We start from the raw sequence: 20,366 nt of genomic DNA, 5'->3' as shown, positions 1-20,366 counted from the left end.
GGTCACGGCTCGATGCGGAAGCCTGCCTCGACGATCGCCCGGCAGACCGCGTCGCGGGAGGCGGTGCCACCCATGCGGACCCGGCCCGTGCGGACGTCGACCAGCAGCGTGACGACGCCCTCGACGTCGCGGATGCATGCACTGACCCGCCGGAGGGATTCGCGGTCGTCGACACCCACGACGATCAGCTCGAGCTCGTCCATGACACCGACGTTGCCGCGTGGGAATGTCCGGGGCCTGTCGGCTCCGGCACCGCAGCCCGGCGGCGTGGACAGCGGCTGGACAGTCGATGGACGGCGAGGCACCGCATGCTGCCGTCATGCGCACCACCACAACACCAGATCCTGTCCACCACGGCCCTGCCCACCACGATCCTGCCCACCACGGCCCTGCCCACCACGGGGCCGCCCCCGCCGACCTGACCGTCACCCACACCCCTGATCACGACGCGCACGCCGGACACGCCGGACACGCCGGGCACGGTGACCACGCCGCCCTGTTCCGCGACCGCTTCTGGTTCTCACTGCTGCTGGCGATCCCGGTCGTCGCGATGAGCCACAACCTCCAGATGTGGTTCGGTTACTCCTTCCCGCACTTCACCGGTGACGCGCTGATCTCCCCCGTGCTCGGCACGCTGGTGTTCCTCTACGGCGGCTGGCCGTTCCTGACCGGCGGGATCGCCGAGGCACGCGAGCGCACGCCGGGGATGATGCTGCTGATCTCGATGGCGATCACCGTCGCGTTCGGCTCGAGCATGGCCGCCAGCCTCGGATGGTTCTCTGTCGAGGTCTGGTGGGAGCTGTCCCTCCTCATCGTCATCATGCTCCTTGGCCACTGGCTGGAGATGCGCGCCATCGGCCAGGCCCGCGGCGCGCTCGCCGCCCTTGCCGAGCTCCTCCCCGACGACGCCGAACGCGTGTCGGCGGACGGCAGCACCATCCGCGTCGCGGTCGCCGATCTGCGGATGGCTGACGTCGTCCTGGTCCGCCCCGGCGGTCGGATCCCAGTGGACGGCACCATCGTCTCCGGCACCGCCGATGTCGACGAGTCAATGCTGACCGGTGAGTCCAACCCCGTCGCGCGTGCCGAGGGCGACCGCGTCGTGGCCGGCAGCGTCGCCACGGATGGCGCGCTTCGTCTGCGGGTCGACGCGGTCGGCGCCGACACGGCCCTCGCCGGCATTCAACGCCTGGTCGCGGAGGCGGAGCTATCCCGCTCCAGGACCCAGGTCCTTGCCGACCGGGCCGCCGCGCTGCTCTTCTACGTCGCGTTGGCCAGCGGTGCCCTCACCATGCTGGTCTGGACCCTGCTCGGCCAGCCAGCCAACGCGCTCACACGGGCCGTCACGGTCCTCATCATCGCCTGCCCGCACGCGCTGGGCCTGGCCATTCCGCTGGTGACGTCGATCTCGACCGCCAAGTCCGCCCGCAGCGGCATCCTGGTCAAGGACCGGCTGGCGCTGGAGCAGATGCGCACCGTCGACGCGGTGCTGTTCGACAAGACCGGCACGCTGACCCGAGGCGCGCACACCGTTGTGGACGTCGCATCCGTCAGCGGTGACGACGAGGAGATCCTGGCCCTGGCCGCCGCGGTCGAAGCCGACAGCGAGCACCCCCTCGCCCGCGCCATCGTCGCTGCGGCGGCCACAAGAGGCCTTCGTGCACCTACGGCAACCGGCTTCAGGCCGCTCGCCGGCCGCGGTGTCCGTGCCGAGGTCGACGGGACCACCGTCGCCGTCGGCGGTCCGGCGCTGCTCCGGGAGATGGACGTCGCAATCTCCGAGGCGCTCGTCGGTCAGATCAGCCGATGGGAGCGACGAGGCTCCGCCGTGCTGCACGTCATCCGCGACGGCGTCATCCTCGGCAGCCTCGCCCTGGAGGACGAGATCCGACCGGAGAGCCGGGAGGCGGTCGCCGAGCTGCGGCGCCTGGGGATCACCGTCGGCATGATCACCGGCGATGCCCGCCAGGTGGCAGAGGCGGTCGCCGACGAGCTGGGCCTCACCGAGGTCTTCGCCGAGGTGCTGCCAGCCGACAAGGACGCCGCAGTCGCGGCGCTTCAAGCCCGCGGCCACGTGGTGGCCATGGTCGGCGACGGCGTCAACGACGCACCTGCCCTGGCACGCGCCGACGTCGGCATCGCCATCGGCGCCGGCACCGACGTCGCCATCGAGTCCGCCGGCGTCGTACTGGCATCCGACGACCCCCGCGGCGTTCTCGGCGTGCGCCGCCTGTCCGCGGCCAGCTACCGCAAGATGATCCAGAACCTGTGGTGGGCCGCCGGGTACAACCTGCTCGCCATCCCGCTCGCCGCTGGCGTCCTCGCCTTCGCCGGGTTCGTCCTGCCGATGGCGGTCGGGGCGACGCTGATGAGCTTGTCCACCATCGTCGTGGCCGCCAACGCCCAGCTGCTGCGCCGCCTCGACCTGGCCCCAGGAGGGCGGCGGTGACCCACGCCCCGCCCGTCGCCCCCACCCCACGCCCGTGGCCACCGCTCTGGTTCGGTGGCCACGCGCCGCGGTCACGGGGTGCCGTCCTCCTCGACCGGGCGCTCGCCGGCATCGGCTGGACCGCCCTGATCGTTACCTGGTTCTTCCCCTTCTCCGCATCCGGGTTGATCGCCCCCGGCTGGGCCGTCCTGGTGGTCCAGGCGCTGTGGGTCGCCCACGCGCTGCTGGCCGCCCGGATCAGCCATCGCCACCCCCGTCTGGTCCCACTCGTGGTCCTCCAGGCGCTGCTCGTCTGGTACGCGTCCCTGACCCTCGGGGCAGCCGTGCTGGGCTGGAGCCCTTGACCCCTCGGACCCACATCCCGATGACGCCGTCCCCCGGCCCCCCGCCTGAAGGAGCATCCACATGTCCACCGTCACCACCACCTCCGACCGCTTCCCCCGCCACACCTCCGCCAGCACCAGCGGAGGCGTGGCGGAGCGCCTCGCCCAGCTGGAGTCCCGCAGCGGCCCCGTCGGGCCGATGGTGTCCACCATGGCGGGATCCCCCTCGACCCTGATCGGCTACCTCGAGCTCTCCCGTGCGATGGGCCGCAGCCGCCTGACTCGAACGCTCACCGAGCGGATCTCGCTGGCGGTGCAGTCCAACCTCGGTTGCGCGCTGTGCCTCGCCGCCCATACCGACGCCGCGCGCCGCCTTGGAATCAACGAGGCCGAGATCGCGATGGCGAAGCAGGGAACCTCCGCAGACCCCCGGCTCGCCGAGATCGTCGCCTTCGGCTGGCAGGTCCACGTCGACCCGGGCTCGACCACAGACGACGACGTCGCCCGGCTCCGCGCGCTGGGGCTGTCCGACCGCGACATCCTCGACATCGTCGCCCTGGTCGCGCTGAACGTGCTCACCGGATCATTCAACCTGGTGGCCGGGCTCGAGCCTTCGCCCTGACTGGCCCCCGCACTGACGACCCCCTTCGCGGGCTCGGGTACCTCGACCCGCTCATCACGGAGCAGCGATGGGTTCTCGAGCCCGTTCGTCGCGGTCGACTCGCTCCGACTTCGCACCTTCGACGGAGAATGATCACCATGCCCACCACCCACCGCGTCCTCTGGATGGCCCTCGCCGTCCTCGGCCTCCTCGCCACCGCATGCAACTCCTCGCCCCCCAGCGACGCCGACACCGCAGCAACCCGAACCATCGAGGTGACGATGCGCGACATCGCCTTCGAACCGACCAACATCACCGTGGCCGACGGCGAGACCGTCCGCGTGCAGTTCACCAACGAGGGGACCATCGCCCACGACGCGTTCGTCGGGGACGAGGCCGCCCAGGACGCCCACGAGGAGGAAATGGCCGAGATGGCCGACATGGACCACGGGACAGACGACTCCGACGCCGACGGCGTGACCGTCCAGCCCGGCGAGGCGGCCGAACTGTTCGTGACCGGCGGCCCGGACGGCACCCTCATCGGCTGCCACCAACCTGGCCACTACGCCTCCGGGATGGTGATCACCGTCCAGCCGACCTGAGGCGAGCAGGGTGCCGGTCGTGCAGGAAGACGACCGTACCCGTGCTCACCGGCGAGACGCGTCGGACCACGGCATCGGCAGAAGGGGTTATTCCGACAACTCGTCCGGGTATGGCCCGCGGCACGGACATCTGGTGTCGCTCGCCCGCGATTGACTTGCACCGTTCCCGAACCCGACTGCACAGGAGCTGAACTGATGACATCCGACCAGGCCGACCAGCACCACGCAACCGACGGTGATCACGGCGGCTCGGGCATGCAGAAGGGCATGTACCTGCGCTTCGGCGCCATGATCCTGACCGCGATCGTGGTCATGTACTGGGTCATGTTCGTCGGCTCGTGGGAGCTGAGCCACGTCCGCTTCAGCCAGAGCCGCGTGTTCATGGCAATCACCATGGGCGGCACAATGGGCTTGGTCATGCTCGCCTGGATGCTCAACATGTACCGCAGTACCAAAGTCAACATCGCCATCGTCGTGGTCAGTCTTCTTGTCTTCGCCGTCGGCGTGACCCTCGACCGCAGCCAGGCCACTGTCGATGACGGCGCGTTCATGAAGGCGATGATCCCTCACCACTCCTTGGCCATCACCCGCTCCGAGCGGTTCAACAATGACGACGTTCGAGTGTGCGATCTGGCCGTGGCAATCAGCGAGGCCCAGCGCCGTGAGATCCTGGAGATGGACTGGCTGATCGAGGACATTGCCGAGAACGGCGCCGCGACAACTCGCGAGGAGGCCAACACACGACCCGTGCCGGACTTCGACCGCCCCGCCGACCGACAGTGCCCAGCCGAGTAGTACGTGGTGCGCGATATTCCTGGCAACGACACCTCCGGGTCAAGCGGGTGCCCGGTCGCCGGACACCCGTTTGACCCCCCCTACGGCGCCGGCGGGAGCTTCTCCAGCCACACGGCTCGCCAGTAGGAGTAGATGCCTCTGGCGCAGAGGCGGTGGTAGTCGCCGGGGCAGACGATTCCGTCCAGCACGTAGGCGTCAGACTTGAAGTCGATCATCCTGCCGGTGCGCTCGTCGATGATGCGATCGACGCGTTGGAGCACGGTGGCCTCCTGTCCACAGAAGCGGAGTTCCTCGACATCGAAGATGAGGCCGCGGTTGGCGTTGTTCGCGTCCAGGGTCGCCTCGATCTCCTCTCGGCTCTTGATCCGCACGCGGTCGCCGGGTCGCAGCTCGAACGGGGCAGGCGGTGTCTTTCGAAGGGAGCCCTGCACCGCCGGGAAGGTCGCGCCCCCCTTAACCCGGAGCCGTCGTGGGAGTCGGCGGCTGAGGACCTGGTACTTGTTGAGCAGCGCGACGAGCATGACCTTCACCAACCGGCGCAGCCCCCAGTTGCGCACGTGATGCGGGTACTGCGCCAGTCGGGTGAATGGCAACGGGCGCGTCGCGTCAAGGATCTCGGTGGCCTGGCACAGATGGGCCGGGCTCTCGCCATCGGTGTTGCGTCTGGTCGGGGCCACCAGCGGCAGGAGTCGCTCCCGCTGCGACGGCGCCAGCTGCTCACCGCTGCCTGGTAGTGCCCGGACACTGTCGGGGTCAAGACGTTCCAGCCACGCGGCCTTCCAGTGGATGAGACATCGTGCCTGGCATCCGCCGTGAGCAGATCCGTCACAGCGGACGCCGGAGAGGAATACGGCGTCATCCATCTCTCGAAGGTCAGCCCGGCCGTCGCAGGTCACCTTCGCCGTCTTGTGCACGCGCATGGTCTGACCGCAGTAGGTGAGCATCTCCGGCATGAACGGCAGTCCTTCAAGCCGTCCGTCAGCATCAAGGGTCGCCATGATGTCCTCGGCGGACCTGACCGCAACGAGATCGCCCGGCCGAAGCGGCACCTGACGGGAGGGGATCACGACGATGCCTCCGCTCGCCACAGCGGTCGGTTGAGTGGGGGCGACGCTGTCGGAGGCCCGACTGGTTCGAGTTGGGTCTGGCCGACGGGGCTGGTGGCCTGGACGGAGTCACGAAGGCCCTCGATAGGCCAGGCGAACAGTGACAGCGTGTCCACGGGCTGGTCTGTACCGCTGTCGGGGGCGGGGTCTGCGGATTGCAGCGCTGAGTGGGCCGCGTCGGGCGCGGCGAGCAGGCCGAGCAGCACGAGGCTGGCCGGCATCGGTCGCCGGATCTGGTTGGGGGTGGTCATGGCGATGCGTTCCTTGGTCGCGACTCGGCGGGACCATCCGGCAGGAGCCGGTGGTCGCGGGTCGCACCCGAATGCAGCGAGGCGGGTCAACGGTGCGCGCGAACCACGAGTGGTCGCGTGACGAAGGCCCGGGCGGGCTGGCGCGCCGGGTGCGGACGCAGCAGCACGGGCCGGGCGACCCGCGGTCCTCTAGATCCGGAGGATGGCGAGAAGCGCGAGCCGCGCGGGATGACGCTTCTGGGGACGGCCTGCGCGGGTGCCGTGCATCACCGGGCCGGTTGACTGATCGGCGGACCGGTTGCCGCGCACAACTGCGACGAACGCCAGAGCCCAGAGCAGCACCAAGCCGGACAGGCGCGCGGTGGGCTGCCCCCTCCGGTGCTCGCTTTCGGCCGGCGCGGCGTCCTCCGGATGCCCGGTGTGGCCATCGGCATCAGGGACGTAGGAATGAATGTGTTGTCCACCGTCCCCGATGGCGTCGAAGTGGGGATGTGCCACGAGCACGCCAAGGCCCTGCGTCACCACGATGACGCTCACGCAGAGGAGCACGAGCACACGCACCATGCGGACTATATATCGGCAGGTTGCGGCACGACCCAAAGTCGCGGATACCCCAAGGGGCAACGCTCGGTCAGGGTTCGAGCGAGGATTCCTCAAGGCAACGACATCTCACGCGCAGTTCACCCATGACGCCGACGAATCACACCGGTCACATCGGAGCGGCCCACGAAGCGAGCGCGACGCGGCCCACGAAGGCCAGAGCGGCAGCGACGGCGACCATGGTGACGATGCACGGATCCTCCATCGTGTGTCAGAGAGATCCCCACAGCGGGTCGGTGGAGCCAGCACGGTCGCGATGCGCGAGGCCAGGCTCGCGTCGATCACCAACAGTCGCCCGATGCCCCTGGCTGGTCAGGCCGCAAGCAGGGGCGTACCCCGTGACTGCGGCCCACCACGTCCTCGCATCAGCGATCTGCTCGTCGGTCTGACCGTAGTCAGCCCGGAGGATCGCCTCGCCGTCGTCCGTAGCTGCGAGCCGGGCGACGTCGTCAGCCGGACTCCGCGTACCCGCGATCACGGGGCTGCCGGAGAGCCGGTCGGGGTTGACTTCGATGTGGCTGAGGTCACGTTGCCGCGCAGCCCACCTCGTCGCAGATGGCTGCCGGCCGACCTCGGCAGCGAGGTAGTGGCCGCGCGGCGCCAGCTCCCGGACGTCATCGACCGGACCGTACGTCCCCGCACTGACATCACGCGTCAGGCGGGAGCGCTCGCTGTGCCTGCATCGTCATGGCGCTGCAGGATGTCGGCGAGCAGCTCTCGTTGGGCCGCCGAGAGCGGTGGGGCCCGGTCGACGACCTGGCGCACGTAGTCCGCGACGTCCGTGGCGCCGCGCCCGTCAGTCGCGCTCCGACCAGGAACTGGCGAGGACGTCGTCGTGCGCAGGACCGGATTGCGATCGTCCGTACCGACGGACGACGTTGACGACCGCGAGCTCCTTGCGCGCCCCTCCTCCTGAGCCTTCGTCGGCAGCCGTGTCGCCATCGCGAACTACGACGCAGGCACCGCCCGTGCTGTGTCAGGAATCTCCGCCAGCCACGTCGAAACCGCGAGCCATCGCAGCGCCCGAACGTCTTCCAGGATCCTTGACACAGACAGCCCCTCGGCCCCGTCACACCAGACACGCGTCTTGCAGTTCGAGGTGGGCTGTGGGCCGCGCGTCCTGGTCGGTCGGCGTGTCGGGGGTGGTGTGGGTGACGGTGTCGATGCGGGTGATGTCGGCTGGGCATGGCTACCGGTACCTGACGTCGTCGGTCGCTATCGGCGATGGGCAACGTCAGTCCGGGTTGCCGTTGACGGCCTACTACACCGCGGACGGCACCCCACCCGGGCGATGGCTCGGCAGCGGCCTGGCCGGCCTCGGGGACGGCCGCATCCGGGCAGGTGATGTGGTGGAGGAGGCCCAGCTGGCGTTGCTGCTGGGCGAAGGGCGCGACCCGATCACCGGCGACCCGCTGGGTCGTGCCTACCCGCAGTACCTGTCGCGGGCGGAGCGGGTGGCGGCTCGGGTCGCCCGGCTCGATGGGGGGCTGGATCGTGAGCAGCGGGCCGCGGCCATGGCCGCGATCGAGTCGGCAGAGGCCTCGCGACCGACCCGTCGCGCAGTTGCCGGGTTCGACTTGACCTTCTCGGTCCCCAAGTCGGTGTCGGTCCTGTGGGCCCTCGCCCCCGCTGAGGTGCAGGCCAAGATCGTCGCTGCCCACCATGCGGCCATCGACGATGTCCTGCGGCTGTTCGAGGCGGAGGTGGCCGCTACCCGGATGGGCGCGGATGCCGGGGATGGGGCGGTTGCCCAGGTCGACGTCACCGGCGTGAGCGCAGTCGCCTTCGATCACGTCGACTCCCGTGCGGGGGATCCACAGCTGCACACCCATGTCGTGATCGCCAACAAGGTCCAGACCGCCCTCGATGGCAAGTGGCGATCCCTGGATGGCCGGCCGGTGCATGCGGCGATGGTGGCGCTGTCGGAGCACTACCGAGCGGTGCTGGCCGACCACCTCACCCGCACTCTCGGGCTCACCTGGCACCAACGCGACCGTGGCGCTGATCGCAACGCCTGTTGGGATCTCACCGGCGTCCCCGAGGAGCTGCTCGAGCTGTTCTCGTCGCGGGCTGCGGCGATCGGGGCGGTCAAGGACGACCTGGTCGCCGCCTACGTCGCCGAACACGGCCACCAGCCGACAGCCCGGACGGTGCTGAAGCTGCGGCAGCAGGCCACCCTGGCCACCCGGCCCGACAAGACGGTGACGCCACTCGCAGCGCTGATGACCAGCTGGCGGGAACGGGCCTCTGCCGTCCTCGCCCGGCCCGCTGAGGACTGGGCAGCCGGTCTGCTACACGACGGCCAGCGCAGACAGCAGCTGCTCACCGCCGACGCGCTGTCGGAGGCAACCGTTGCAGGCGTTGCAGCTCAGGTCGTGGACGTGGTGGGTGAGCGACGGTCGACGTGGCGCCGATGGAACCTGCACGCCGAGACATCCCGCCAGCTCGCCGGGGTCCGCTTCGCCACCAACACCGACCGCACCACCGTCCTGCACCGAATCGTGGATGCCGCCCAGGACCAGTCGGTTCGTCTGGCGCCACCCGAGCTCGCCACCGTGCCAGCGGAGCTGCGTCGTGCGGATGGGACCAGCGTTCTGCGACCCCGTCACAGTGAGGTGTTCACCTCAGCCGAGCTTCTCGCCGCCGAGGACCGGCTGCTCGACCTCGGCCGCACCACCACCGCACCGACCCTTCCTCCCCACACAAGCGACCAGGCCGTGACGGCGGGTGGGCTCGGGAACGATCAGGCCGCCGCGGTGACCGCAGTGGCGACGTCGGGGCGGGTTGTGGATGTGCTGATCGGCCCTGCCGGCGCCGGCAAGACCACCGCCATGCGCACCCTCCGCCAGGCCTGGACCAGCCTCTACGGCGCCAACTCGGTGATCGGCCTTGCCCCATCCGCGGCCGCCGCCGAGGTCCTCGGTCAGGACCTGGGCGTCCCGGCGGACACGCTCGCCAAGTGGCTGCACGACCACCACGCCGGCAACGCGACCCTGACGGCCGGGCAGCTGGTCATCATCGACGAAGCGTCCCTGGCCGGCACCCGCAGCCTGCACACCATCGCCGACCACGCCGCCACCGTCGGCGCCAAGGTCCTCGTCGTCGGCGACCCCGCACAGCTCGCATCCGTCGATGCCGGCGGCGCCCTGCAACTCCTCGCCCGCGACCGCGACGACGTCGCACACCTCACCGACGTCCGCCGCTTCACCCAGCCCTGGGAAGCCGCCGCAACCCTGCAACTACGCGACGGCAACCCCACCGTCCTCGACACCTACAGCCAGCACGACCGGCTGCACGACGGCGACACCGAACAGATGCTCAACACCGCCTACACCGCCTGGCAGACCGACCAGGCCGCCGGGAAGCACAGCCTGCTCATCGCCCCCACCCGCGATCAGGTCCTCGCCCTCAACATCCGCGCCCAGGCCGACCTGATCGCCTCTGGCCACGTCGACGCAGCGGACACGGTGGCGTTGCACGACGGCACCACCGCCGGGGTCGGCGACGTGGTGGTGACCCGTCGCAACGACCGGCGCCTCCACGGCGCCGGCGGGTGGGTCCGCAACGGGGACCGCTGGCGCATCACCGCCCTGCACCCCGACGGCACCGTCGACGTCCGCCGCCAGCGCCTGCCGTCCAGCAGCCCGACACGACTGCCCGCCAGCTACGTCGACGCCCACGTCGAGCTGGGCTACGCAACGACCGTGCACCGGGCGCAGGGCGCGACGGTGGACACCGCTCACGCGATCGTCGGTCCGGGGATGACCCGGGAGACGCTGTACGTCGCCATGACCCGCGGACGACAGTCAAACGACGCCTACACCTGCACCGACACCCTCGACATCGAAGCCCACCAGCACACCGACGCACCGACCGGCTGGGCGGTACTGGCCGGCGTGCTCGCCCGCATCGGTGCCGAGGCGTCCGCTCACCAGATGATCACTGCCGAACAGGACCGCTACGGCAGCATCGCCCAGCTCGCCGCGGAGTACGACACCATCGCCGCCGCAGCACAGCGACCGCGCTGGACCTCCCTCATCCGTGCATGCGGTCTACGCGAGGACCAGGTGGAGGCAGTCATCGCCTCTGACGCCTTCGGACCGCTCTGCGCCACGCTGCGCACCATCGAAGCCCACCGCCTCGATGTCAGCGCGCTCCTGCCACGACTCGTGCACGCACGACCGTTGGAGGACGTCGATGACATCGCCGCGGTCCTGCACCACCGGGCCCAGACTGCCGTGAGCACGTTGGCCAAAAAGACCCGAGCCCGACCACCTGACTTGATCGCCGGACTGATCCCTGTGGTCACAGGATCCATGTCCGGCGACATGCGAACCGCACTCGACGTTCGTCAACAGCTCATCCAGCAGCGCGCCGAGGAGCTCGGCCGGACCGCTCTGGCCGATGGCGCCAGGTGGACGCGCCACCTTGGCCGACCCCCCGTCGATGCACACCGACGCCGGGAGTGGTTCGGTGACCTGGCCACCGTCGCCGCCTATCGCGACCGTCACGCCGTCACGGGCGATGCGCCACTCGGTCGAAGGCAGTACGTCGAACCGACGCCGGGACGCTCCTTCGCCATGGCTGCGATGCGTCGCGCTCATCAGACCGCCATCGCAGAGCAGTACCGCCCAGATGACGTGGGCAGACGGCATCAACGCACCCTGGAAGGACCCGGTCGTGGCATCTGACACCACCCTTGGATGCGCTGCCCGATGTCAGGCGTGGTCGGGCGGATATCATCGCTGTATGACGATGACAGCGGTAGATGTAGATACTGAACCGGCGTTGTTCTCGAGCGCGACCAGCTTGTTCCGGAGCCTCGGGGACCCGACGCGGCTGGCGATCCTCCAGCTGCTCGCCGGCCGCGCCCAGCGGGTCGTGGACCTGACCGGCCAGCTCGAGCTGGCCCAGTCCACCGTCTCAGCGCACTGCGCGTGCCTGCGGGACTGCGGCCTGATCGTCGGTCGGCCGGAGGGACGGGCGACGGTGTACGCCCTGGCGCCGGAGGTGGAGCTACGGCGCCTGCTGGCCGCTGCGGAGGATCTACTGGCCGCGACCGGTCACGCCGTCGCCCTGTGCCCCGCCTACGGCGACGCGGTGACGGGATGACGGCGACCGACCTCCGGCAACGTGGCCCTGCGCGTCGCGCGGTGCGGCTGGAGCAGCTGACCATCGGCTACAACGTGGTCGAGGGCGTCATCGCCGTCGGCGCAGGCGTGGCCGCGGGCCTGGTGTCACTGATCGGCTTCGGGGTGGACTCTGGCATCGAGGTGGCCGCCGCCGGCGTGGTGCTGCACCGACTGCTCTCCGAGCTGCGCGGTGGTGAGGTGGACGAAGCCGCTGAACGGCGATCGCTCAAGTTCATCGCCGCGACGTTCTTCGCCCTGGCGGCCTACGTCACAGTCGAGGGCGTCATCCGCCTGCTCGGGGATGAGACGCCAGACGCCAGCCCAATCGGTGTCGCCCTGACCGGCGCTTCGGTGGTCATCATGCCGTGGCTGGCCCGCGCCAAGCGCCGCGCCGGTGAGGCACTCGGCTCCAGACTGGTCATCGCCGACGCCGCCGAGACACGGCTGTGCGCATGGCTGTCGGTCTCCACCTTCGCCGGTCTGCTGGCCTTCAGCCTGTTCGGCTGGACGTGGCTGGACGCCCTGGCCGGCTTCGTCATCGCCGGCTTCGCGGTGATGGAGGGACGCGAGGCCTGGGAGGGCAAGATCGACTGCGGTGACGATGCGTGCGGTTGATCAGCCGAGATCGATCGATGGATCGGTCCCCGTCGCAGCCGCTCGCACCTGCTCACGCGACCAGTTGGGGTAGGCAGCGGGCAGGTCGTGTGCGGCGGACGGGTGTCGGGCTGTCCGCACGCACCGGTGGGCGCTGGCCAGCCGCTGCGCCCGCCCGGCCACCGGGATGGGATCCTCTGCCCCCTCGGCCAGCAGCACCGGCACCCCCCGTTCGTCGAGCTGCTCCAGTGCGGTCTCCCACTCGCCACGGATGATCAGCCCCTCCATGCCGCCCAGGTAGGCCGGCCAGGTGTGCAGCACCCCGTGTCGGGCCAACCGCACCGGCCACTGCGGCGACACCGCGGTCCACAGCCACTGCGCGGTGCTGCGGTACTCACACATCAGTGCGCAGGTGCGCTCGGCCAACCCGGTGTCCAGCCCGAAGAACCGCTCGAGCGGGCCCAGGCGGGCGATGTGCCGCTCAGCCTCCTCCCGGCTGTCGTACAGCGGGGCGCTGAACGCGACCACCCGGACGGTCTCCGGACGACGGGCAGCCCAGTGCAGTGCCACCAGCGTCCCCATGGAGTGCCCGACCACCGTCAGGGGGCGGCCGGTCAGACCCAGCTCGTCCACCATCGCGTCCAGCGCATCCAGGTGTGCCTCCCGGGAGAAGTCGCCGCGGTCGACGTCCATCGATGCGCCGAAGCCGAGGAGGTCCGGCACCACCACCTCCGCGTCCTCCGCGAGGACGTCGTAGCCGCCGCCCCACCAGTCACCCGACGCGGTCAAGCCGTGCAACAGCACGATGACCGGCCGATCCTCGCCGGCACCCAGACGCCGTACGGCCAGCCCGCCGGCCCGCCCGCGCTCACCCGACGGTGGCGACCAGCCGCGGACCGCCGGCGAGGTCACGTGGCGCACCAGCCAGGAGCCCGCAGCCAGCGCAACGACCGACGCCACGGCCGCCGGCGGAGACGGCCTCATGGCGAGACCCCCAGATGCGCCGCCAACAGGTCGTCCAGCTGGGCGGCCTCGACGGCGCCGGTGTGGCGGTAGGTGATCTGACCGTCGGCGTCGACGAGCAGCGTGGTCGGCATGCCGAAGCCACCGATCGCCGTGAAGTACTCGGCCATCGGATCGCGAGCCTGGTCGTAGGTGACGTCCAGTTCGGACAGGAACTCCAGGGCGGCCTCCTCGTTGTCCTGCACGTTGATCCCGATGAACGCCACCTCTTCCCCAAGGTGCCGTTCCGTATCTCGCAGGACGGGCATCTCCTCCACACAGGGTCCGCACCACGTGGCCCAGAAGTTGACCAGCAGCGGCCGCCCCTCGTAGGCACTCAGGTCCACCTCCGGTCCAAGACCCAAGGGGAGCAGCGGCCCCGGGAGTAGGTCCTCCGGCACCTCCTCGACCGCCGGACCGAGTCCGGGTGGCGTGGACAGCTGTGGCTGGAAGACCGTCGCCACGCCACCGTCGGACCGCAGCCCGGCGACGACGGCGGCACCGACGCCCGCGACGACCAGGACGACCAGTCCGAGGACCGCCCACCGCGCGACCGGACGACGACCACGATCGGTCGTCCCCAGGTCGTTCGCGTCGGGCAGCCCCAGCGACATCGGGTCAGCCCTGCGGCTGGCGGTGGGTCCGAAGCTGCTCGGACACCGCGGCCTGCTGGGATTCGAGCTGGCGCAACCGCTCCCGGAGGGACTCCTCCGACGAGTCGTCGGCCGTGTCCTCCTTCGCAGCGTCACCCGGCATCATCATCTTCATCATGACGACCATCGACAGCGGGCAGATCGCGAGGAACAGGATCGGCAGCGCCGCAGCGAACCAGCCGGGCGCGACGAGCCACACACCGGCGGCGACGGCCACCATCGCGGCGATCACCTTGGGGTGCATGCACATCTTCAGCATCTTCATCGTGGACTCCAGTCGAAGGCGCCCTTGTCGGCGCACTAACCACTATACGGCGTAGTAGATCACGTCGCCGTACGGCCCTTGCCGAAGCGGCGCAGCCGCAGGGAGTTCGTGACCACGCTGACGCTTGAGAACGCCATGGCCGCGCCGGCGATGATGGGGTTCAGCAGGCCGAGGGCCGCCAGGGGGATGGCGAGGGTGTTGTAGCCGAACGCCCAACCGAGGTTCTGCAGGATGGTCCGGTAGGTCCGTCGCGACAGCTGGATGGCGGTCGCCACACCGGCCAGGTCGCCACGCATCAGCGTCAGGTCGCTGGACTCGATCGCCACGTCGGTGCCGGTGCCGATGGCGATGCCCAGGTCGGCCTGCACCAGCGCAGGGGCGTCGTTGACGCCGTCCCCGACCATCGCCACGACCTCGCCCTGCGCCTGCAGTCGCTGCACCTCCGACTGCTTGTCGGAGGGCAGGACCTCGGCCATCACCCGGTCGATGCCCACGCTGTCGGCCACCGCCTGTGCGGTCCGGGCGTTGTCGCCGGTGATCATGGCCACCGTCAGGCCCATGTCGTGCAGCCGGTCGACGATCGCCGCGGCGTCATCCTTGACGGTGTCGGCCACCGCCAGGACCCCCCGCACCTCACCCTCCCAGCCGGCGAAGACCGCCGTCTTGCCGGCGGACTCCAGCGCCCGGGCCCGGTCGTCGAGGTCCTCGGCGAGGATCAGGCCGGCCTCGGCCAGCAGCTTGCGTCGACCGACCCAGACCGTGGCGCCATCGACGTCCGCACGCACGCCATGCCCGGCGAGCGCCTCAAAGTCGCCCGCCGCTGGGAGGGTGCCGACCCGGGACCGCGCAGCCGTGGTGATGGCCTGACCGATGGGGTGCTCGCTGTCGGCCTCGACCGCACCGACGCGGCGCAGCAGCTCCTCCTCCGTGGTGGCAGCGGCCTGGACGTCGGTCAGCGACATCCGCCCCGTGGTCAGGGTTCCGGTCTTGTCGAACACCACCGTGGTGATGGTGCGGGTCCGCTCCAGCACCTCCACGCCCTTGATGAGGATTCCGAGGTCCGCCCCGCGGCCCGTCCCCACCATGATCGCGGTGGGGGTCGCCAGGCCCAGGGCGCAGGGACACGCGATGATCAGCACCGCCACCGCGGCGACCAGCCCACCGACCGGATCGCCGGCCACGACCGTCCATCCGGCGAAGGTCAGTAGGGCCAGCACCAGGACCACGGGCACGAAGACGGCGGAGATCCGGTCGGCCAGCCGCTGCGCCTCACCCTTGCCGGCCTGGGCGTCGGCCACCAGCTTGACGATCTGCGACAGCGCGGTCTCGGCCCCCACGGCGGTCGCTCGGACGACCAGCACCCCGCTGGCGTTCACCGTCGCCCCGGTCACCGTCGAACCGGTGGTCTTCTCCACCGGCACCGACTCACCGGTCAGCATCGACTCATCGACGGCGCTGGCCCCGTCCTCGACGACACCGTCGGTGGGGACCAAGCGACCTTCTTGAGGAGGGTCCATGCCATGCTCATCGGTGCCCTGGCGAACGCCACCGGCGTCCCCGCCAAGACCCTGCGCCAGTGGGAGGCCGAACGGCTTCTCAACGAGCCGGCCCGCACCACCGGCGCCTACCGCGACTACGCCGACGACATCATCGACATAATCGCGTTCATCTGCCACGCCCAGACGGCGGGGCTGACGCTGCGTCAGATCAAGGAGGTCATCGCCATCCGCGACGACAGCCGTGCACCGTGCCGCCACGCCGCCGATCTCCTCGGCGAACGCCTCACCGACATCGACACGCGACTGCGCGAGCTCGAGCAGACACGGACCGCCCTCGACAGCCTGCGCCGGCGCCTCGATGCGCTGGACCCCGCCGAATGTGACCCGTCGGTCATCTGCTCAGCGATGTCCCCGTCCGCGGACTGACGTCCGTCGACCGCGGTCGACATCGGCACGCTGGGGTTGACCTTCCAGCGTACGGGAAGCCCTACGGTCGACCGGACGCCCATCGACCCCTGCAGGAGATTCGCGATGTCCGACACCTCCACCGACACCTACGACCTGATCGTGATCGGCGCCGGCATGGCCGGCGTCTCCGCGGCCAACAAGTGCGCCGCGGCCGGCTGGCGGGTCGCCATCGTCGACGCCCTGCCCTACGGCGGCACCTGTGCGCTGCGCGGGTGCGACCCCAAGAAGATCCTGCGACGGGGCGCGGAGATCATCGACAGCGCACGGCTGCTGGCCGGCAAGGGCATCGACCAGGGCGGCCTGTCCATCGACTGGGCCGACCTGATGGCCCACAAGCGCGGGTTCACCGACCCCGTCCCACAACGGATGGAGGACGGCCTGACCGGCAACGGCGTGACGACCCTGCACGGCACCGCCGCCTTCACCGCCCACAACCGGCTCACCGTGGACGGCAGGACGCTGACGTTCCGGCACGCCCTCATTGCCACCGGCGCACGACCGCGACCACTCGACCTGCCCGGTAGTGAGCACGTCATCGACAGCACCGACTTCCTCAACCTCACCGACCTGCCCGACCGGGTGCTGTTCATCGGCGGCGGCTACATCTCCTTCGAGTTCGCCCACATCGCCGCCCGCGCCGGCAGCCACCCGATCATCGTCGACCGCGGCCCACGGCCGCTGAAGGGCTTCGATCCCGACCTCGTCGAGCGCCTCGTCGACCGGGGGACCGACGTCGGCATCGACATGCGCCGCAACACCGCCATCAGCGCCATCGAGCCACTCGACCGTGGCTACCGGGTGACCCTGACCACCGACGGCGACACCACCACCGTCGACACCGACCTGGTGGTTCACGGCGCTGGCCGCGTCCCGCATCTGGCCGACCTGAACCTCGATGCCGCCGAGATCGCCCACGGCGAACGGGGCGTGTCGGTCGCTGGTCACCTGCAGAGCACCACCAACCCTGCGGTCTACGCCGCCGGTGACGCCGCCGACACCGCCGGGGCGCCCCTGACCCCGGTGGCGGTGTTCGAGGGCAAGGTCGCCGCCTCCAACATGCTCAAAGGCCACACCACCACCCCCGACTACGACGGCGTGCCGACCACCGTGTTCACCATCCCCGAGCTGACCCGACTCGGACTGCTCGAGGACGACGCCCGAGATCGCGACATCGACGTCGAGGTGCACCACCACGACACCAGCGGCTGGTTCTCCAACTACCGCATCGGCGAGACCACCGCCGCAGCCAAGATCCTGGTCGACCCGGCCACCGACACGATCGTCGGGGCCCACCTCCTTGGTCCGGAATACGCCGAGCTCATCAACATCCTCGCGCTGGCCATGACGACCGGGCTCACCACCCGCCAGCTCAAGTCCATGACCGCCGCCTACCCCACCGTCGGCTCCGACCTCGGATCGATGCTGACCTGACGGCGCATCTCGCTGGCAGTCGAGTCTGGCGCATCGACGCGTTGGTGATTACGTCGGCCGCTCGAGGACCGCATCACGCCGGGATCGGTACCCGCGTCACGCGAGGTGCAGTTCGACCTCTTCGGTCCGCTCGAGCGACACGATGGCGGTGTAGGCCTTGGCGAGGACGAAGAGCGTGTCAGCACGGGCCTGCACGTCCAGTTCTCCTAGAGACCTGGTGGTCTGGTGTATGCCGTCCATGAGGGCGCGGCGCACCCGGGGCTCCCCGACCTGCTCGCCGTGCGCATCCTGCTGCTCCGACTCCTCCCCCTGCGCGGCGGCGAGCGCGTCCAGGGCTGCGATGATGCCCTGCTGGAGCTGTTGTGCCGGGTCCAACAGCCCGGCCTCCTCGGTCAGGGTCGCCGCGGCGACAGGTTCGGTGAGGGCGATCTGAACGCCGTCGTCGGTCCGGCGGAGGCTGATGGCCGCCGTGGCCGTCGTGGCGGCGTCAGGATCGACGTCTGTTGCGGGCGTGATGCCGTCGGGGTCGGTGATCTGCAGGATGCGCACGTCAGCTGAGTCCCCGGTGTCGGGTTGGCTGACCGTGAACCCGTGGCGGTCGAGTACCTCGAGGAGTTGCTGGGCGATGTCGTCGAGGGTGCCGGGCACCTGACGGTCCAGACGGTTCTGCATCGGGGTTCCTTCCGTTCGTCGTGCGGTTACAGGGCGGGGGGGTCAGAACGGGCTGTGCGGCATCCGTTCGGCGACGCCGAGTGCGTAGTCGCCCGCGATCAGCGTGCGGTGTCGATCGCCGACGCGCAGGTCGTGGTCCTCGAGCGCGGCGACGAAGTCGCTTGCGGTGAACCGGTCGTGGTCGGGGTGGTCGAACAACACCCGGTAGGTCGGCCGGTCCAGTGCGTGCTTGGTGACCTCGCTGTAGTAGAGGCGGCCGCCGGGTCGCAGGACCCTGCGGATCTCCCCGACGGCGGTCCGCCAGTCGGGAACGTGGTGGATGATGGCGAAGTCGAACACCGCGTCGACGCTGGCATCCGGCAGGTCGATCGCCACGGCATCCCCGACGCGGACATCGACGTCGCTGCGGCCGGCGAGCCGGCGGCGGGCACGGGCGACCATCGCCTCGTCGAGGTCGAAGCCGATGACGCGGTCGGCGCCGAACCGGTCGAGGATGAGCTCGATGCCCGCACCCCGTCCGCACCCCAGCTCCAGGGCCGTCCCGCCGGCCATCCGCCCACCCAGCCGCAGGAGGACGGGCGCCTCCACGACACGCTGCAGCCATCGTCGTGGTGGGCTGTTGACCAGTACGGTCTCGGTCCGGTTCATCCGCATCAGCCCCGCGCCTCCACAGGGCGCACGTCGCGGATCACGACGCCGCTTCGCGGACGCGCGGGCATCCGTGACAGGCTCACCTGCAGGTCCTGGTGGGGCACGGTGTAGGCCATCTCGCGCGTCAGCAGCCTCACGGCGGTCTGCATGAGCCGGATGGTGACCCACTCCCCGGCACAGCGGTGTCCGGTGTGGTGGTCGCCGCCGCCCTGCGGGATGAGGGTGAAGGGGTTGCCGTCCCAGGTGGCGAACCGCTCCGGGTCGAACCGGTCGGGGTCGTCCCACAGGCCTGGATGCCGGTTGGTGCCGTACAGGTCCAGCAGCACCCGGCGACCCGCCGGGAACCGGGCACCGTCCCAGTCGAAGTCGTGGCGGACCCTCGCGACGGCGGCGGGGAAGAACGGGGCGGTGCGGCGGACCTCCTGCACGAACCACTCCACCTCCTCCTCCGGACCGCCGGCGAGCCGGTCACGCCACCCGGGGTGCTCGTGCAGGGCCAGGGCGGCGAAGACGATGTAGTTGGTGATCGCCACGGTCGGGCGCAGCACGTTGATGACCTCCACCGCTGCGACCTCCGTGGGGAGCAGCCGGGCCGCGGGGTCGCGGTGCGTCGCCACGACCTGCAGGGCGCTGCCTGCCGGAGGCTGCAGCGCCCCACCACGGGTCTGCTCGACGAGGTCGCCGATCCATGCGTCGGTCCGGCGACGGGCGCGGCGGGCCGAAAGGTAGGGGACGTGGGGGAACCCTGCCGGGTGGAACAGCGCCACCAGGTCATCGGTCCGCTGTGCCACCTCCTCCTCTGGTAGCGGCACCCCCGCCCAGGCGCACACCGCCTCGCACAGCAGTCGGGCCACTTCGTCGTACAGCACGACTTCCTCGTGCTGGGACCACCGGGTGGTCGCGTCCCGCCAACCGGTCGCAAACCGGTCGGCCAGGTCGTCGATCGCCGCGGGCGTCATCAGCGACATGAACATCTGCTTGCGGTGGTGGTGCGGCGCGTCGTCCAGTCCCTGGACGCCGCCCTCCCCGAACAGGGTCCTGCGAGCGACCGCCGGGGACGCGCCGTCGCGCTGGAACCGGTCGCTGTAGAACACGCGGGCCGCATCGGCGCCGCGCACGCAGGTCACCGGCTGCAGCAGCAGCCGGGTCTCGAACACGTCCGAGCGGTACCGGCGAGACCGGTTGGCGATGAACGCATACCCCTCACGGAGGAATGCGAGCGTGCTGTCGGGCAGGCGGTCGTGTGGCAACTCGGGCATGTCGGAACTCCTT

Annotated in this window: 21 protein-coding genes and 1 pseudogene; 10 read left to right on the top strand and 12 right to left on the bottom strand. The window is 70.2% G+C overall.

Annotation, left to right across the window (positions count from 1 at the left end; translation table 11 throughout):
* Positions 1–2 precede the first annotated feature (2 nt).
* A complete protein-coding gene (locus DVS28_RS12320) occupies positions 3–203 on the bottom strand; it encodes a hypothetical protein (protein WP_114591714.1) in 201 nt (66 codons plus the stop codon).
* 116 nt (positions 204–319) lie between these two features.
* On the opposite strand from DVS28_RS12320, the gene DVS28_RS12315 reads away from it, so the two are divergent.
* The 5 genes from DVS28_RS12315 to DVS28_RS12295 all read left to right on the top strand — a co-directional run bounded on the left by DVS28_RS12315 (position 320) and on the right by DVS28_RS12295 (position 4,770).
* Positions 320–2,449, top strand: coding sequence for a heavy metal translocating P-type ATPase (locus DVS28_RS12315; RefSeq protein WP_114594147.1), 2,130 nt, complete (start codon positions 320–322; stop codon positions 2,447–2,449).
* Positions 2,446–2,793: a hypothetical protein gene (locus DVS28_RS12310; RefSeq protein WP_114591713.1), complete on the top strand. Its 348-nt coding sequence runs from the start codon at positions 2,446–2,448 to the stop codon at positions 2,791–2,793. The genes DVS28_RS12315 and DVS28_RS12310 overlap by 4 nt, the downstream gene beginning before the upstream one ends.
* A 61-nt stretch (positions 2,794–2,854) precedes the next feature.
* A complete protein-coding gene (locus tag DVS28_RS12305) occupies positions 2,855–3,394 on the top strand; it encodes a carboxymuconolactone decarboxylase family protein (RefSeq protein ID WP_114591712.1) in 540 nt (179 codons plus the stop codon).
* A 137-nt stretch (positions 3,395–3,531) separates the two neighbouring features.
* The gene (locus DVS28_RS12300) at positions 3,532–3,975 is read left to right on the top strand and encodes a cupredoxin domain-containing protein (protein ID WP_164710439.1); all 444 of its coding nucleotides are present in this window, start codon (positions 3,532–3,534) and stop codon (positions 3,973–3,975) included.
* Positions 3,976–4,242: 267 nt separating this feature from the next.
* Positions 4,243–4,770, top strand: a complete 528-nt coding sequence (locus DVS28_RS12295; protein WP_108665429.1) for a DUF305 domain-containing protein — start codon at positions 4,243–4,245, stop codon at positions 4,768–4,770.
* A gap of 80 nt (positions 4,771–4,850) precedes the next feature.
* Here DVS28_RS12295 and DVS28_RS12290 read toward each other — a convergent pair whose 3' ends face one another.
* The 4 genes from DVS28_RS12290 to DVS28_RS30245 form a co-directional block, all read right to left on the bottom strand.
* Positions 4,851–5,837, bottom strand: a complete 987-nt coding sequence (locus DVS28_RS12290) for a hypothetical protein (protein ID WP_216826593.1) — start codon at positions 5,835–5,837, stop codon at positions 4,851–4,853.
* The gene (locus DVS28_RS12285; RefSeq protein ID WP_114591709.1) at positions 5,834–6,127 is read right to left on the bottom strand and encodes a copper resistance CopC family protein; all 294 of its coding nucleotides are present in this window, start codon (positions 6,125–6,127) and stop codon (positions 5,834–5,836) included. Before DVS28_RS12285 ends, DVS28_RS12290 begins: the two co-directional genes overlap by 4 nt.
* A 189-nt stretch (positions 6,128–6,316) precedes the next feature.
* A complete protein-coding gene (locus DVS28_RS12280; protein ID WP_216826592.1) occupies positions 6,317–6,688 on the bottom strand; it encodes a hypothetical protein in 372 nt (123 codons plus the stop codon).
* 250 nt (positions 6,689–6,938) lie between these two features.
* Positions 6,939–7,241 carry a DUF433 domain-containing protein gene (locus DVS28_RS30245; RefSeq protein ID WP_425461053.1) on the bottom strand — a complete coding sequence of 101 codons (303 nt, stop codon included), beginning with the start codon at positions 7,239–7,241 and terminating at the stop codon, positions 6,939–6,941.
* 592 nt (positions 7,242–7,833) lie between these two features.
* On the opposite strand from DVS28_RS30245, the gene mobF reads away from it, so the two are divergent.
* From mobF to DVS28_RS12260, 3 genes are read left to right on the top strand one after another with little or no spacing between them, the layout of a single operon-like run.
* On the top strand, positions 7,834–11,418 hold the full coding sequence (gene mobF, locus DVS28_RS12270; protein ID WP_216826591.1) for a MobF family relaxase: 3,585 nt from the start codon (positions 7,834–7,836) through the stop codon (positions 11,416–11,418).
* Between the two features lie 58 nt (positions 11,419–11,476).
* Positions 11,477–11,839 carry an ArsR/SmtB family transcription factor gene (locus DVS28_RS12265; protein WP_108665351.1) on the top strand — a complete coding sequence of 121 codons (363 nt, stop codon included), beginning with the start codon at positions 11,477–11,479 and terminating at the stop codon, positions 11,837–11,839.
* Positions 11,836–12,474 carry a cation diffusion facilitator family transporter gene (locus DVS28_RS12260; RefSeq protein ID WP_108665350.1) on the top strand — a complete coding sequence of 213 codons (639 nt, stop codon included), beginning with the start codon at positions 11,836–11,838 and terminating at the stop codon, positions 12,472–12,474. The genes DVS28_RS12265 and DVS28_RS12260 overlap by 4 nt, the downstream gene beginning before the upstream one ends.
* Here DVS28_RS12260 and DVS28_RS12255 read toward each other — a convergent pair whose 3' ends face one another.
* From DVS28_RS12255 to DVS28_RS12240, 4 genes and pseudogenes are all read right to left on the bottom strand, one after another.
* A complete protein-coding gene (locus DVS28_RS12255; RefSeq protein WP_114591706.1) occupies positions 12,475–13,437 on the bottom strand; it encodes an alpha/beta fold hydrolase in 963 nt (320 codons plus the stop codon). It lies immediately after the preceding gene.
* A complete protein-coding gene (locus tag DVS28_RS12250) occupies positions 13,434–14,069 on the bottom strand; it encodes a TlpA family protein disulfide reductase (protein WP_114591705.1) in 636 nt (211 codons plus the stop codon). Before DVS28_RS12250 ends, DVS28_RS12255 begins: the two co-directional genes overlap by 4 nt.
* 4 nt (positions 14,070–14,073) lie before the next feature.
* Positions 14,074–14,373 (bottom strand): DUF2933 domain-containing protein, encoded by a 300-nt coding sequence (locus DVS28_RS12245; protein ID WP_108665347.1) that lies wholly within the window; start codon positions 14,371–14,373, stop codon positions 14,074–14,076.
* Positions 14,374–14,432: 59 nt separating this feature from the next.
* Positions 14,433–15,872 (bottom strand): annotated as a pseudogene (locus DVS28_RS12240) (heavy metal translocating P-type ATPase); the annotation flags it as partial.
* Positions 15,873–15,893: 21 nt separating this feature from the next.
* Here DVS28_RS12240 and DVS28_RS12235 point away from each other — a divergent pair.
* Together DVS28_RS12235 and DVS28_RS12230 are read left to right on the top strand one after the other, a co-directional pair.
* A complete protein-coding gene (locus tag DVS28_RS12235) occupies positions 15,894–16,298 on the top strand; it encodes a MerR family transcriptional regulator (RefSeq protein ID WP_114591703.1) in 405 nt (134 codons plus the stop codon).
* Positions 16,299–16,403: 105 nt separating this feature from the next.
* Positions 16,404–17,771, top strand: coding sequence for a dihydrolipoyl dehydrogenase family protein (locus DVS28_RS12230; protein ID WP_114591702.1), 1,368 nt, complete (start codon positions 16,404–16,406; stop codon positions 17,769–17,771).
* A gap of 96 nt (positions 17,772–17,867) precedes the next feature.
* On the opposite strand, the gene DVS28_RS12225 is transcribed toward DVS28_RS12230, so the two are convergent.
* The 3 genes from DVS28_RS12225 to DVS28_RS12215 are packed head-to-tail and all read right to left on the bottom strand — an operon-like array spanning position 17,868 to position 20,353.
* Positions 17,868–18,443 (bottom strand): hypothetical protein, encoded by a 576-nt coding sequence (locus tag DVS28_RS12225; RefSeq protein ID WP_114591701.1) that lies wholly within the window; start codon positions 18,441–18,443, stop codon positions 17,868–17,870.
* A 42-nt stretch (positions 18,444–18,485) separates the two neighbouring features.
* The gene (locus tag DVS28_RS12220; protein WP_114591700.1) at positions 18,486–19,097 is read right to left on the bottom strand and encodes a class I SAM-dependent methyltransferase; all 612 of its coding nucleotides are present in this window, start codon (positions 19,095–19,097) and stop codon (positions 18,486–18,488) included.
* Complete coding sequence (locus tag DVS28_RS12215) at positions 19,097–20,353, bottom strand: cytochrome P450 (RefSeq protein WP_114591699.1); 1,257 nt, start codon at positions 20,351–20,353, stop codon at positions 19,097–19,099. Before DVS28_RS12215 ends, DVS28_RS12220 begins: the two co-directional genes overlap by 1 nt.
* Between the last annotated feature and the right edge of the window lie 13 nt (positions 20,354–20,366).

Source organism: Euzebya pacifica, assembly GCF_003344865.1.
Classification (GTDB): Bacteria; Actinomycetota; Nitriliruptoria; order Euzebyales; family Euzebyaceae; genus Euzebya; species Euzebya pacifica.
Note: the sequence above shows the minus strand (reverse complement) of the source record. Positions and strands in the feature narration are given on the sequence as shown.

What these genes read in the sequence shown, in the direction of transcription:
- DVS28_RS12250 (WP_114591705.1), bottom strand. Translation starts at nt 14,069, where the DNA reads ATGTCGCTGGGGCTGCCCGACGCGAACGACCTGGGGACGACCGATCGT.
- DVS28_RS12260 (WP_108665350.1), top strand. Translation starts at nt 11,836, where the DNA reads ATGACGGCGACCGACCTCCGGCAACGTGGCCCTGCGCGTCGCGCGGTG.
- DVS28_RS12245 (WP_108665347.1), bottom strand. Translation starts at nt 14,373, where the DNA reads ATGAAGATGCTGAAGATGTGCATGCACCCCAAGGTGATCGCCGCGATG.
- DVS28_RS12300 (WP_164710439.1), top strand. Translation starts at nt 3,532, where the DNA reads ATGCCCACCACCCACCGCGTCCTCTGGATGGCCCTCGCCGTCCTCGGC.
- DVS28_RS12315 (WP_114594147.1), top strand. Translation starts at nt 320, where the DNA reads ATGCGCACCACCACAACACCAGATCCTGTCCACCACGGCCCTGCCCAC.
- DVS28_RS12295 (WP_108665429.1), top strand. Translation starts at nt 4,243, where the DNA reads ATGTACCTGCGCTTCGGCGCCATGATCCTGACCGCGATCGTGGTCATG.
- DVS28_RS12265 (WP_108665351.1), top strand. Translation starts at nt 11,477, where the DNA reads ATGACGATGACAGCGGTAGATGTAGATACTGAACCGGCGTTGTTCTCG.
- DVS28_RS12225 (WP_114591701.1), bottom strand. Translation starts at nt 18,443, where the DNA reads ATGCAGAACCGTCTGGACCGTCAGGTGCCCGGCACCCTCGACGACATC.
- DVS28_RS12255 (WP_114591706.1), bottom strand. Translation starts at nt 13,437, where the DNA reads ATGAGGCCGTCTCCGCCGGCGGCCGTGGCGTCGGTCGTTGCGCTGGCT.
- DVS28_RS12305 (WP_114591712.1), top strand. Translation starts at nt 2,855, where the DNA reads ATGTCCACCGTCACCACCACCTCCGACCGCTTCCCCCGCCACACCTCC.
- DVS28_RS12230 (WP_114591702.1), top strand. Translation starts at nt 16,404, where the DNA reads ATGTCCGACACCTCCACCGACACCTACGACCTGATCGTGATCGGCGCC.
- DVS28_RS12320 (WP_114591714.1), bottom strand. Translation starts at nt 203, where the DNA reads ATGGACGAGCTCGAGCTGATCGTCGTGGGTGTCGACGACCGCGAATCC.
- DVS28_RS12220 (WP_114591700.1), bottom strand. Translation starts at nt 19,097, where the DNA reads ATGCGGATGAACCGGACCGAGACCGTACTGGTCAACAGCCCACCACGA.
- DVS28_RS12235 (WP_114591703.1), top strand. Translation starts at nt 15,894, where the DNA reads ATGCTCATCGGTGCCCTGGCGAACGCCACCGGCGTCCCCGCCAAGACC.
- DVS28_RS12215 (WP_114591699.1), bottom strand. Translation starts at nt 20,353, where the DNA reads ATGCCCGAGTTGCCACACGACCGCCTGCCCGACAGCACGCTCGCATTC.
- DVS28_RS12285 (WP_114591709.1), bottom strand. Translation starts at nt 6,127, where the DNA reads ATGACCACCCCCAACCAGATCCGGCGACCGATGCCGGCCAGCCTCGTG.